Annotated in this window: 10 protein-coding genes; all 10 read left to right on the top strand. The window is 30.9% G+C overall.

All coding sequences use genetic code 11. The features are described 5' to 3' along the window. The first annotated feature begins 11 nt into the window (after nucleotides 1-11). On the top strand, nucleotides 12-731 hold the full coding sequence (locus tag JBL43_RS06770) for a type III pantothenate kinase (RefSeq protein ID WP_198840704.1): 720 nt from the start codon (nucleotides 12-14) through the stop codon (nucleotides 729-731). After that, entirely contained in the window at nucleotides 728-1996 is a 1269-nt protein-coding gene (gene bamG, locus JBL43_RS06765) for a BamG family beta-barrel-assembly machinery protein (protein WP_198840703.1), read from the top strand. Before JBL43_RS06770 ends, bamG begins: the two co-directional genes overlap by 4 nt. Nucleotides 1997-2039: 43 nt before the next feature. Then, on the top strand, nucleotides 2040-3407 hold the full coding sequence (locus JBL43_RS06760) for a tetratricopeptide repeat protein (protein ID WP_198840702.1): 1368 nt from the start codon (nucleotides 2040-2042) through the stop codon (nucleotides 3405-3407). A 26-nt stretch (nucleotides 3408-3433) separates the two neighbouring features. After that, nucleotides 3434-4819, top strand: a complete 1386-nt coding sequence (locus tag JBL43_RS06755; RefSeq protein ID WP_198840701.1) for a hypothetical protein — start codon at nucleotides 3434-3436, stop codon at nucleotides 4817-4819. Nucleotides 4820-4880: 61 nt separating this feature from the next. After that, nucleotides 4881-5471 carry an LPS export ABC transporter periplasmic protein LptC gene (gene lptC / locus JBL43_RS06750; protein WP_198840700.1) on the top strand — a complete coding sequence of 197 codons (591 nt, stop codon included), beginning with the start codon at nucleotides 4881-4883 and terminating at the stop codon, nucleotides 5469-5471. Between the two features lie 104 nt (nucleotides 5472-5575). Continuing rightward, nucleotides 5576-5797: a hypothetical protein gene (locus tag JBL43_RS06745; RefSeq protein ID WP_198840699.1), complete on the top strand. Its 222-nt coding sequence runs from the start codon at nucleotides 5576-5578 to the stop codon at nucleotides 5795-5797. 8 nt (nucleotides 5798-5805) lie between these two features. Further along, nucleotides 5806-7065: a hemolysin family protein gene (locus tag JBL43_RS06740; protein WP_198840698.1), complete on the top strand. Its 1260-nt coding sequence runs from the start codon at nucleotides 5806-5808 to the stop codon at nucleotides 7063-7065. A gap of 152 nt (nucleotides 7066-7217) precedes the next feature. Then, nucleotides 7218-9356 (top strand): peptidylprolyl isomerase, encoded by a 2139-nt coding sequence (locus JBL43_RS06735; protein WP_198840697.1) that lies wholly within the window; start codon nucleotides 7218-7220, stop codon nucleotides 9354-9356. 136 nt (nucleotides 9357-9492) lie between these two features. Continuing rightward, nucleotides 9493-10863: an OmpA family protein gene (locus JBL43_RS06730; protein WP_198840696.1), complete on the top strand. Its 1371-nt coding sequence runs from the start codon at nucleotides 9493-9495 to the stop codon at nucleotides 10861-10863. Between the two features lie 92 nt (nucleotides 10864-10955). Then, the gene (locus tag JBL43_RS06725; RefSeq protein WP_198840695.1) at nucleotides 10956-13688 is read left to right on the top strand and encodes a PD-(D/E)XK nuclease family protein; all 2733 of its coding nucleotides are present in this window, start codon (nucleotides 10956-10958) and stop codon (nucleotides 13686-13688) included. Nucleotides 13689-13696: the final 8 nt, after the last annotated feature.

The raw sequence follows: 13696 nt of genomic DNA, 5'->3' as shown, positions 1-13696 counted from the left end.
TAAAACACGCCATGAATTTAGTTATTGATATTGGAAATACTAGAGCTAAACTAGCTGTATTTAAGCAGGATAAGCTAGTTTTTAGTCTGATTTCTGACCATGAAGATATCAATAAAAATATTGATAAATTACAAGAAGAATATAGCCTTAAAAATTGTATTCTGTCTTCTGTAACCAATATTTTGACAGATATGGAGCTTAAAAAGTTCGAAAAATTCGTACAACTTGACCATAAAACAAGCGTTCCTTTTAAAAATATATATAATACACCAATGACTTTAGGCGTAGACAGAATTGCATTGGCTAGTGCAGCAGTCCATAAATATCCTAAGCAGAATGTATTGGTAATTGATTCTGGTACTTGTATTACGTATGATTTTATAAATTCAAAAATTGAATATTTAGGGGGAGCAATTTCACCAGGTATTAATTTAAGGTACAAATCACTAAATCAGTTTACTGCTAATTTACCATTATTAGAACAAGCTAGTTATAAATTGATAGGTACGGACACCAATAGCTCAATCCATTCCGGAGTTTTAAATGGGTTTATTCAAGAAATAAACGGAATTATAAAGCAATATAATAGTGAATTTTCAAATTTAACAGTAGTTTTAACAGGAGGAGACACAAATTTCTTGGCTAAAAAGTTAAAAAGTAGCATATTTGCCAATCCAAATTTTTTATTGGAGGGACTTAACAGCATATTGATATACAATCTAAACGAATGATTAAGAAACTTATAGTATTATCACTTATCCTATTATCTTTTAAAGGCTTTGCTCAAAAAAATAATAATTCACCTTATTCTTTTTTTGGTATTGGCGAAGAAACTCCTCAAAAAACGGTGGAGGAAATGAGTATGGGGGAGATAGGTGGTGCTTTTAATAGTTCATACCAATTGACATTTACAAACCCAGCGGCGTTAGCTTATTTACAATATACAACCTATACAATTGCTGGTGAAAATAGATCAATATCTATAAACGACGGCACAAATAAAGGGTCAGCCTCTACTGCATCTTTGTCTTATTTTGCATTAGGTATTCCAATTGGGAATAAAGGAGGAGTATCTTTTGGTTTACAGCCCAATACAACTGTTGGTTATTCTTTAACTGAAGAATTTGAAGATGCTGATGGTGATTTAACAGAAATAAATTCATTTGAAGGTAGTGGTGGTACCAATCGAGTGTTTTTAGGTTTTGGTTACAAATTACTTAAAAATGTTAGTATCGGTTTAGAAGCTTCTTATGTATTTGGTACTATTGAGAATTCACTATTAAATAGAAGAGATGGTGTGCAATTAGCTACTTTGCATACAACTAACTCTGAGTTAAGGGGGTTTACAGCTAAAGCAGGACTGCAATACAGTGCTAAAGTTTCCGATAAGCTGACATTAAAAACTGGAGCCGTTTTTCACTTTAAGAACAACTTATCAAATGAAGGTGATGAATTATTGTTTTCATTGATAAATACTAATGACGGAACTATTAGTCCGAGAGATACCTTAGTAAATAACTCTTTTGATGATGATATAAAAAAACCTTTGAATACTATTTTAAGTGTTGGTTTGGGGCAAGAAAATAAATGGTATGCAGGTATAGAATATAGCTTTCATAATGCAATTGATTTTACAAATGGTGGTTCTGCAGATAATACAAGATTGGGTCATGATAAAATGAGTAAAATTTCTGTAGGAGGTTTTTATATTCCAAAAATAAATTCGATATCAAGTTACTGGGAAAGAATAACTTATAGAGCAGGTTTTAATATGAGACAAACTGGAATTACAATTAATAATGATAAAGTTGACGATCTTGGCATGTCTTTTGGAGTAGGGTTACCTATAGGCAAACAATTATCAAATTTAAACCTTGGTTTTGAATTTGGTAAAAGAGGAGAGATAAATAATTCGCTTATTAAAGAAAATTATTTTAACTTTCGCCTCGGTTTAACGCTTAATGATAGATGGTTTGTTAAACGTAAGATTCAATAGAAAGACGACCTATAAGTAGAAAGATTAATTAATACCTTTTAAAATGGAAAGAAAAATTACAAATTTGGTTTTAGGCTTATTACTGGTAACAGGATTGAGCAATGTTTATGCACAAGATGATAAGTTGGGAGCTGAACCGACAAAGTGCACACAAAATTTATCGCTGTTTCACGAAAGTGTAAAAGCTGGTAATTTTGATGGTGCTTATGATATGTGGAAATGGTGCTACGATAACTGTCCAAAAGCTTCTTTGTATATATATGTTGATGGTCTAAAGATAGCAGAAAACATGTATGAAAAAGGTACAGATAAAGCAGCTGCGAGCAAGTTAATCGATGAAATTTATACAAAACGTTTAGTTCATTTTCCAAAAAATTCCGCTAAGGTATATAGTGATTGGGCTATTTCTTTACAAGAAAGAGGAGCTTCAAATGATGATGTTTTTGCAAAATTAGAAGCTGCTTTTAAAGAGGACCCGACGGATATGAGTATAAAAAACTTAGCTCTTTATTTTAAAGAGGTAACAGAAAGAAATAAAGATACTGATCCGCAAAAGGTTTTTGATACTTACGATGATGTTTTAGATGGTGTAAATGGAAAAATGGATATGCTATCAGAAGAGTTGGATAAATTAAAGTTAAAAGACTCTTTGGGGAAAATATTAACTTCTAAAGAAAAATTAAAGTTAAAAAACAACGCCATTAATCTTAGAGGTTTAGGTCAAGTGGAACCAATTTTAGATCAAACACTAGGTGAAGTAGCAACTTGTGAAAGGTTAATTCCCTTATACAAAAAGAGTTTTGAAGCTAATAAAGCAGATGCGAAATGGTTGAAGAGAGCAGTATCTAGAATGTATTATAAAGAATGTACGGGAGATGAGCTTTATCCTAAAATGGTAGAAGCATGGGTACATGCAGAGCCATCTGCTAATGCATATATTTTCTATGCAGGTATTTTAGAAGAACGAGGTGAGTCTGCAAAGGCATTGGAGTATAAAAATAAGGCGATTGATTTAGAAACTGATCCGTTTAAAAAAGCAAAATTATTGTTAGGTATTGCATATCAATACAGACATAAAGGCAAATCTACAGCTAGAAGTTATGCTTATAAGGCCTTAAAAGAAAGACCAAGTTATGGTGATGCATATTTATTTATAGCGAGTTTGTATAGTAGTAGTGCAAATAGTTGTGGTACTGATGAATTTAGCAAACGTATGGTTTATGTTGCGGCAGCAAATATGGCAGCTAAAGCAAAAGCGGTAGATCCAGGAATTGCAACAAAAGCAAATAGATCTATAAGAGGTTATTTAAAAAATGCTCCTTCTAAAAAGTTAATTTTTAATCAAGGTAAAAAATCCGGAGATTCATATAAAATAGGTTGTTGGATTGGTACAACGGTAAGAATTCCGTAGATTTATAGAAATCTAAAAACAAAATTTTGACGAAGCACCTTCAGTTATTAATACTCTTAAGTCTATTAATAATTGAAGGTGTTTTTTCGCAAAAGGATACCACCAAAATAAATTCAAACTTTGATTGTAAGAAGAATTTACTTGAATTTGTAGAGTATACTAAAGCAAAGAAATATGGAAAAGCATATAAACCTTGGTTATTGACATTCAAAAACTGTCCAGAATATTCAATTCAAATTTATACGTATGGTTTAAAAATAGTTGAACATAAGTATGAAAATTCTTATAATGAAGACAAGGAAAACGCAGGTCTATTAATAGATAGTATTTTTAGACAAAGAATTCAATATTTTCCAAAAAACTCTGCTAAGGCATACAGTGACTGGGCCATTTCTTTAAGGGAAAGAGGAACATCAAATGATGCCGTTTTTGAAAAATTAGAACTTGCTTTCAAAGCGGATCCAATAGAAATGAGTATTAAAAATTTGGTGCTTTATTTTAAAGAAATAACTGATAGAAATAAAGATTTTGATCCTCAAATAGTATTTGATACGTATGATTATGTAATGGATGCGGTACATCATAAAATGGATATGTTGTCCGTAGAATTAGATAGATTAAATGAAAAAGCAGCCAACGGAGAAGCATTAACAGCTAAAGAGAAGTTAAAACAAAAAAATAATACAATTCACTTAAGAGGTTTAAGTCAAGTTGAACCCATTTTAGACCAAACTCATGGTCCATTAGCGGATTGTAACAGACTAATACAATTATATAAAATTGGTTATAAAACTAATAAAACAAATGCCACATGGTTAAAGCGTGGTATAACAAGATTATATAGAAATGATTGTGAAAATAATAAGCTCTATCCTAAAATGGTGAAAGCATGGAAAGTTGCAGATGAATCTATTTTCGCAAAATTGGTTTATAACAATTTATTTCCTAACGAAAGTAATTCTTCGGGTTGGTTAGAACTAAGGAAACGTATTGATGCAGAAAAAGATCCTTATAAAAAGGCGGGCTACTTATTGAAAATTGCTTATTTATATAAAAGAAAAAGTAAATCTATTTCTCGAAGTTATGCTATAAAAGCATTGGAAGTTAGGCCAAGTTATGGTGATGCTTATTTACTAAGAGCTAATCTTTATGCCAGTAGTGCAAATAGCTGTGGAGATGATGAGTTCAGTAAAAGGTTAGTTTATGTTGCAGCCGCTGACAAAGCAAAAAAAGCCAAAGAGGTTGACCCTAGCGTTACCGCAAAAGCAGAAAGGTATATTGATGCGTACACGAAGAACGCTCCTGGTAGAAGCACTATCTGCTTTCCTTCTAAAGAGAGTAAGGATAAAACTTCCTTTGAAATTAAATGCTGGATAGATGAAACGGTTACTTTCAATCCTTATAAGAATTAAATGTTTTAAGTCTTTTAAATTTCAATGATTTCAGAACGTTATTATTCCGTAATTTTACCGAATGTTTAAGGTTGTAAATTTCTGTGTTAAAGTTTTTGCTGTTATTCTTATAGTAGTACAACTTTTTTCGTGTGGTAATAATATTAAAGAAGTCCAAGATTTTTTAGCAGAAAAGAATTTACCAATTGGTGTAGCTCATGATGTGTATTTAATTCATACAGACTCTGGGATGGTTCAAACAAAACTCCTTACTCCATTAATGAAGGATTTTGCCAATAGAAAAGAGCATCCCTATCAGGAGTTTCCAGAAGGTATAGAAGTGACTACTTACGATGAGTTGGGTGATTCTATTACCTTAATTGGCGATTATGCGAAAACCTATGGTAAGACCTTAATTTCTGAAGTAAAAGGAAATGTTGTGGTCATAAATCATAAAGACAACAGTAAATTGTATACAGATCAACTTTTTTGGGATCAAAAAACACACTATATTTATACGGAAAAGGCTTTTAGGCTTTACAGAAAATTAGACTCGATAAAAGGTTCTGGTTTTGAATCAAATGAGGATTTATCTAAGGTAATTACGAGCAACCCAAGCGGAATTGTATATGTAAATGAAAGTAACGAAGTAGTAGACAATAGTATTAAATAATAGTAATTGGTTCCTGTTATAAAAGGAGCTAGAGGTGTTTCAATTGGAAGTAGACATTATTAAAGAATGAGTTAACTGATTTTATGTTTATTATATAGAGAATAATGAAAAATTTAAGACGCTTTTTTGAATACGGATATTTAGTTATTGGTATTATTTTATTTGTAGATGGCATTTATAGGTTTAATAAACCAGGAGAACGAAATAACTCCTATTTTTTATTGATATTTGCTGTGCTCGCCACCTTTATGTACTTTTTTAAAAAACATTTTAGAAAAAAGATTGAGGCTGGTCAATATCAAAAAGGAAATGACCAAACTAAATAATTAAAAAATTGGAAGTACAAATTATCATAATTATCATTTCAATTTTATTATCTGCTTTCTTTTCAGGGATGGAAATTGCTTTTATTTCCGCTAATAAAATGCATATTGAGCTTGAAAAGAAAAAAGACACTTTTTTGTCTAGTGTTTTGACCAAGTTAACAGGAAATCCTTCGAAATTTATTACAACCATGTTGGTAGGTAACAACATAGCTTTGGTAGTTTACGGTTATTATATGGGCGAACTACTAATGCCTTACCTCGAACCTTATTTATATAACGATTTTGTTGTTTTATTGGTTCAAACTATTATCTCTACGTTAATTATATTAGTGTCGGCGGAGTTTTTACCTAAAGCAATTTTTAGAATTTATTCCAATGAAACGCTAAAAATATTTGCCATACCCGCTTATATTTTCTTTTTGCTGTTTTATTTTATTTCAAGTTTTATAATGGTTATTTCTGATTTTGTACTTCGCGTAGTTTTTAATACAAAAGAAGACGATGTGCAATTGGCATTTACTAAGGCAGAATTAGGGGATTATATTAATGAGCAGTTAGAAATTTCTGATGAAGAAGTAGATTCTGAAATACAAATTTTTCAGAATGCATTAGATTTTCATAATGTTAGGGCAAGAGATGCTATGATACCAAGAACGGATATTGTTGCTATTGATGTTACCGATACAATTAAAAACTTAAAAAATCTTTTTGTTGAAACTGGATTGTCGAAAATTATTGTTTATAAAGAATCATTAGATGATGTAATTGGTTATATACATGCTTTTGAATTGTTTAAAAATCCTAAAACAATCCGTTCGCTGTTGCTTCCTATAGAGACTATTCCGGAAACAATGATGATTAATGATATATTAAATGACCTAACGAAGAAGCAAAAAAGTGTAGCCGTTGTTATTGATGAATATGGAGGTACTTCAGGTTTAATTACTATTGAAGATATTATTGAAGAATTGTTTGGTGATATAGAAGATGAGCATGATACCATTGAATTTTTAGAAAATAAGATAAATGATCGAGAGTTTGAGTTCTCAGCCCGTTTAGAGGTTGATTATATTAATGAAACCTATAATTTGACCCTACCTGAAAGTGATGCTTATGAGACTCTTGGAGGCTTAATTGTTGATGCAACAGAAAACATTCCTCAGAAAGACGAAATAATAGAAATTGATAGTTTTCAATTTACAATTCTTGAAGTTTCTTCATCTAAAATAGAGCAAGTTTATCTGAAAGTATTGTATAAAGAAGAATAAACCACTTATGGATATTAAATTATTTGACTTATTACTTCTTCAATCTTTTAATTTTTTTGTATTTTCGCGGACTGAATTTAAACTAAGGTTTGTTCTATTGAATTCGCAACTTTAGCTTATAAAAATCATAATTAAATTTATACACATATAAAATGGCAATTTTAGGTAAAATTAGAGAGCGTTCATTATTTTTAATAATCGTGATTGCGTTGGCATTATTTTCATTTGTAATAGGTGATGTTTTTACTAGAGGAGGCTTTGGAAGTGAAGCTAACTCTATTGGAGAAATAAACGGAGAAAATGTTGGTAGGGAAGAATTTGCTCAAATGGTAGAGCAGCAAAAGTCTATGTCTGGAGGCAGAGGAACCCAAATGCAAAATGTAAATGGAGCTTGGGAAAATTTAGTACGTCAGAAAATTTACAAAGCTCAATTAGAAAAATCTGGAGTTACCGTTGGTGAAAAAGATGTATGGGATGAAATTTTGAAACAATCATGGGTTAAAGATGGTGCTCAATTTAAAAACGCTGCTGGACTTTTTGATGAAGATATGTTTAAGGAGCATATTGCTACTTTAAATGATGCTAAAGATGATGATGCTAATAGTAGACAGGCTTGGTTAAGTTGGTTAGATTACGAAAGAAATATTAAAAATAATTTAGAGTTAAGAACTTACAATAATCTTGTTTCAGCTGGTTTAGGTGCCACCTTTAAAGAAGGGGAGCGTTATTACATGGCAAATAATACAAAACTTGATTTGGAGTATGTTTATGTACCTTATACATATATTGCTGACAGTGCTGTTGCAGTAACAGATAGCGAAATAGAGCAATATGTAAGAAGTCATCCAAATGATTACAAAGCTGAAGCTTCTCGCGATATAAGTTTTGTTCGATTTGATATCAAAGCTTCTGCAGAAGATCAAGCAGCTATTAAAGGAGAGGTTGAAAAAATTATTAATGATAGAGAAGAATATAGTTCAGCAGCAAAAGGGAATGTAAATGTTAAAGGTTTGTCTGATACAGATAATGTTGAAGACTTTTTCAGAAATAATGCTTCTGATATACCTTTAGATAATAACTTTTATACCAAGGTTAGAGTAAGTCCTATTTTAAAGGATACTGTTTTTAAACTTAATGTTGGTGACGTTTATGGCCCTTATAAAGAAGGTAATTATTTTAAAGTAACAAAATTGGTTGCAGTAAAACAAATGCCAGATTCAGTTAAGGCTCGTCATATTCTAATTCCTTTTTTAGGAACTACTAATGATCCTTCTATAACACAAACAGAAGCTCAAGCTAAAACAACTGCTGATAGTTTATTAACTATTGTTAAAAATGATAAATCGCGATTTGCTGATTTAGCAAAAACATTGTCTTCTGATACAGGAAGTGGAGCAAAAGGAGGAGATTTAGATTGGTTCGTATATCAAACAATGGTACCTGAATTTAGAGATTTTACTTTTGAAAATAAAGTAGGTGAAATAGGTATCGTAAAATCGCAATTTGGATTTCATATCATAGATATTCAAGACCAAAAAAATATGCAAAAAAATGTGAAGTTAGCAACTTTTGCAAGAGAGATTGTCGCTTCTGATGAAACGGAAAGTATTGCATATCAAAAAGCTGAAACATTTGCTTCGGCATTAACTGATGGGAAGGATATTGAAGAACTAGCTAAAGAAGAAGGTTTAACAGTTCAGCCAGCTGTTGGTTTAAAAGCTATGGACGAAAGAGTTTCAAACTTAAGTAATCAAAGACAAATGATTACTTGGGCTTTTAATTCAGAAAGTAATGTTAATGATATTAAACGTTTCGATACTGAAGGTGGTTATGTTGTGGCTAAATTAACAGGTAAGCATAATAAAGGTCTGAGTGTAGGTGCGGCAAAAGCATCACTGAGAACTAAATTACTAAATGAAAAAAAGAGTAATTTAATTAAAGAACAGATGAAAGCTGATAATTTACAAGAGATTGCAAAATCATTTAACACTAATGTTCAGTCATCAAAGGCAGTATCTTTGGGGAGTCCAATTTTACCAGGTATTGGAAGAGCAGAGGAAGTGGTTTCAGTTCTTGTCTATTTAAAAGAAAATAAATTATATTCAGGTATAGATACTAAAAATGGAGTTTTTGCTGCTAAAATTCTTAAGAAAGATAGTCCAGCTGCCTTGGAAAATTATGCAGGTGCTGTTAGTACTGTAAAAAATGTAAATAAAACTAAAGGTGCTAAAGTTTATAGTGTGTTAAAAAAGTTTGCTGATATAGAGGATAATAGAGCAACTTTCTATTAGAGATAATAATATCACTACATTTAACGTTACGTATTCTAAATGTTAAAAAAATATTAATAAAAAATTGCAGATATACTATAATTCGTATATTTGCACCAAATTTGAAAAACAGAAACTATAATTTAAATTAATTAAAATGAAACACTTAAGAAAAGTTTTATTCGTTGTTGCTCTTATTGCTGGTTTCAGCATGAATGCACAGGACGAAAACAATCCTTGGTCTATTGACTTTGGAGCTAACGCAGTAGATTTTTATCCTACAAATTCTGGAGCAGCGGGGACTGCAGGATGGTTTGATGAATTTGTAAACATAGACGACCATTATAATATTATTCCTTCTATCTCAAGACTTAGAGTTGGTAGATATTTAGGTAGTGGTTTCTCTTTAGGTTTAGCTGGTTCTTTAAATAAAATAGAAAACATTGGAGATGTTTCTGCAAGTGATTTATCTTACATTGGTGCTGATTTAGATATTAGATATGCATTAAATACCCTTTGGGGAGGTAAAAAATGGTTCGATCCTTATGTACACATAGGTGGAGGTTACCAATTTATTGATGATAACAGTGCAGGTACTGCAAATGGTGGTCTTGGTGTTAACTTTTGGTTTAACGATTTTATCGGTATTAATGTACAAACTGCTTACAAACATTCATTTGATGAAGATAATGTACTACCTCATTTCCAACATGCTGCTGGTATAACAATCAGATTTGGTGGAAAAGATACTGATAGTGATGGTGTTTATGATAAAGATGATGAGTGTCCTGAAGTATTCGGTTTAGAAGCTTTCAATGGTTGTCCTGATACTGACGGTGATGGTATAAAAGATTCAGATGATGCTTGTCCTGAAGTTGCTGGTTTAGCTGCTCTAAACGGTTGTCCTGATGCTGATGGTGATGGTGTAGCTGATAAAGATGATCAATGTCCAAATGATGCTGGTACTGCTGCAAATAACGGTTGTCCTGATGCTGATGGTGACGGTGTATATGACAAAGATGATGAGTGTGCTGATGTAGCTGGTCCTAAAGAAAACAAAGGTTGTCCTTGGCCAGATGCTGATAATGACGGTGTATTTGATAAAGATGATAACTGTGTGAATGAAGCAGGTCCTGCTTCTAACCAAGGTTGTCCTGAAAAAGTAATTACTGTTGAAGCTAAAGCTAAATTAGATGAGTTTGCAAAAGCAATCTACTTTAACTCAGGTAAGTCTACTTTCAGACCAGGTGTTGCTGAAAAATTAGATTTAATAGCTGATATCATGAAAGAATTTAAAGATTCTAATTTCAGCATAGATGGTTATACTGATAGTTCAGGTTCTGATAAAACAAACCAAAGATTATCTGAAGAAAGATCAAAAGCTGTATTAGACTATTTAGTAGGAAAAAGTATTCCATCTGATAGATTAGCTTCTAAAGGTTTTGGTAAAGCAAATCCAATCGCTAGTAATAAAACTAGAAAAGGTAGAGCTCAAAACAGAAGAGTTGAAATCAACTTAGCTAACTAAGCTAAAAAAAACATTAAATTAAAAGCCATCCCAATTAGGGATGGCTTTTTTTATGGAACTCATTTCGTAAATTTGTTGAAAATATTCCGCTAATGCAAAGTTTTCTAGATAGAGTTGTAATTGATATCCTTTCAAAAAATGAAAATAGTACAGATCTTACTTTTGTATTACCGAGTAAGAGGGCGGGCATTTTTTTAAAAAATATACTGAAGTCAAAATTAAAGAAGGCGACAATACTTCCTAAAATAATAAGTATTGAAGAATTTATAGAAGAGTTATCAGGAATTAACGCAATAGATAGTACTACATTATTATTTGAGTTTTACTCCGTATATATAGCATCAACAGAAGAAGCAAAAGTAGAAAGTTTTGAAAATTTCACCAAATGGGCTCCGTTACTCTTACAAGATTTTAATGAAATAGACAGACACCTTGTTGACGCAAATCATTTATTTTCATATCTCACCGATATAAAAAGAATAGAAACCTTATTAAAAGGTGAACAGAAAACGGATTTAATTTTAAATCAGGTGAAGTTCTATGAAAAATTTGAAAATTATTATGATAATCTTTATTCATACTTAGTTGAAAGTAAAATTGGATATCAGGGTTTACAGTACAGAGAAGCTGCAGACAATGTTGAATGGTATATCAATAATACATCTGATAAACTAGTGCTTGTTGGTTTTAATGCTTTGAATAAGGCGGAAGAAAAAATATTTAAGGGTTTACTTGATAGTGATATTGCGACTATTTATTGGGATATAGATGCTTTTTTTATAAAAAATAATCCACAAGTTGCTACATTTATTAATAGGTATAAGAGTAATTGGAACTATTTTGAGAAAAATGATTTTCAATGGATATGTAATGAGTTTTCAAATAAAAAAAATATTAAAATAATAGGAACCCCAAAGGATATTTCACAAATAAAGTATGCAGGTGAAATTTTAAAGGATATTTCAAATACAAGTAATAGTTTTTCAGATACAGCTTTAGTATTAGCAGAAGAAGCTATGCTTGGTGCTTCATTAAACTCATTACCAAATGAAGTAAAGAGTGTTAATATTACCATGGGTTATGAACTTAAAAACATTCCTCTTGGTAATCTATTTGATTATTTATTTAAACTTCAAATTCATCATAAAAACGGAGCATTCTATTATAAAGAAGTGATATCCGTTTTAAATCATCCACAGGTAAAATCTTTATTTAAAACACCTGATATTATTGATCGTTTGCTCTATAATATTGCAGCAAATAATTTTACTTACCTTTCTAAATCTAGTCTATTAAAATTGGCAGACAACAATCCTGAGTATAAAGAACTGTCATTTCTATTTGAGAATTGGAAAAATGATGCCAATGTAGCGGTCGATTACTGTATTAGGTTTATCGATCTGGCTAGGGAAAATGAAAGTTTGAATACACTTGAAAAAGAATATTTATTTAGATTTTATACTATTTTTCAGCAATTATTGAACCTCAATGAGAAATTTGGGCATATAACTGACATCAAAACGCTTAATGTATTTTACAATCAAATGCTTAAATCTGAAAAGTTATCTTTTCAAGGTGAACCTTTGTCAGGTTTACAAGTTATGGGGGTATTAGAAACACGTGTACTTGATTTTAAAAATATAATTATAACCTCAGTAAATGAAGGCGTATTGCCAGGAGGTAAGTCAGATAATTCATTTATTCCATTTGATATAAAACAAGAGGTCGGGTTGCCAACGTATAAAGAAAAAGATGCAATTTTTGCGTATCACTTTTTTAGATTGATTCAAAGAGCAGAAAGCATATATGCTATTTATAATACGGAAGCGGATAGTTATGGTTCTGGTGAGCAAAGCCGTTTTTTAACACAATTAGAAATATTTAAAAAAGATGAAGTTGAAAAAATAGTTGTAGCACCTGATGTGGTAAAAACTAATTTTGAATTTAAAGAAATTAAAAAGGATGACTTTGTAAATGATGAATTAAAAACCTTAGCAAATAAGGGGTTTTCAGCATCAACACTTACAAATTATATACTAAACCCACTAGAGTTTTACAATCAAAAAATATTAAGAATTAGAGAAATTGAAGAGGTAGAAGAAACAATAGCTGCAAATACCTTAGGAACAATTATCCATAAAACATTGGAAGCGTTTTACGAGCCTTATATTAACGAAATGTTGAAAGAGGAGCATTTACTTCAAATGAAATTAAAAGTGCCTTCAGAGGTTCAAAAATGGTTTAATCAGGTGTATAATAATGGAAATATTTCTACAGGTAAGAATTTGTTGGTATATAATGTGGCAAAACAATTTGTAAATAACTTTTTGAAGCAGGAATTAAAACTTGTTAAACAAGGGGGTAATCTTAAGGTTTTAGCTTTAGAGAAAAAATTAGCGTTGGAAATAGAAATTGACGGAATTAATTTTCCTATAAAACTGGTGGGTGAAGCAGATAGAATTGATGAACTTAACGGAACATTAAGAATAGTTGATTATAAAACAGGTAAGGTGTTACAGAATGATTTAAATATTAACGATTGGTCGCAAATTACAAAAGATTATAAAAAGCATAGTAAGAGTTTTCAGGTACTTTTTTATGCCTTGTTGTATTCAAAATCTGAAAATTTAGACATTGATAAACATCCACTTGAAAGTGGTATAATATCTTTTAAAAATTTAAAGGCGGGCTTTTTAAAAGTAAATAAATCCTTAGTAAAGAAAAATGACCTTGAGCTTTTCGAAAATGAATTAAAGGTTTTACTTTTGGAAATATTTAATGTAAATATTCCTATATTAGAAAAAGAATCACCATTTACAAATTGAAAATTATA

The organism is Aureibaculum flavum (assembly GCF_016406085.1).
Lineage (GTDB): Bacteria > Bacteroidota > Bacteroidia > Flavobacteriales > Flavobacteriaceae > Aureibaculum > Aureibaculum flavum.
This window is presented reverse-complemented; position numbering and strand designations above follow the sequence as displayed.

Bases quoted from the DNA above. Each gene is read 5' to 3' on its own strand.
- lptC (WP_198840700.1), top strand. From the start codon at position 4,881: ATGTTTAAGGTTGTAAATTTCTGTGTTAAAGTTTTTGCTGTTATTCTT.
- JBL43_RS06735 (WP_198840697.1), top strand. From the start codon at position 7,218: ATGGCAATTTTAGGTAAAATTAGAGAGCGTTCATTATTTTTAATAATC.
- JBL43_RS06730 (WP_198840696.1), top strand. From the start codon at position 9,493: ATGAAACACTTAAGAAAAGTTTTATTCGTTGTTGCTCTTATTGCTGGT.
- bamG (WP_198840703.1), top strand. From the start codon at position 728: ATGATTAAGAAACTTATAGTATTATCACTTATCCTATTATCTTTTAAA.
- JBL43_RS06770 (WP_198840704.1), top strand. From the start codon at position 12: ATGAATTTAGTTATTGATATTGGAAATACTAGAGCTAAACTAGCTGTA.
- JBL43_RS06760 (WP_198840702.1), top strand. From the start codon at position 2,040: ATGGAAAGAAAAATTACAAATTTGGTTTTAGGCTTATTACTGGTAACA.
- JBL43_RS06745 (WP_198840699.1), top strand. From the start codon at position 5,576: ATGAAAAATTTAAGACGCTTTTTTGAATACGGATATTTAGTTATTGGT.
- JBL43_RS06725 (WP_198840695.1), top strand. From the start codon at position 10,956: ATGCAAAGTTTTCTAGATAGAGTTGTAATTGATATCCTTTCAAAAAAT.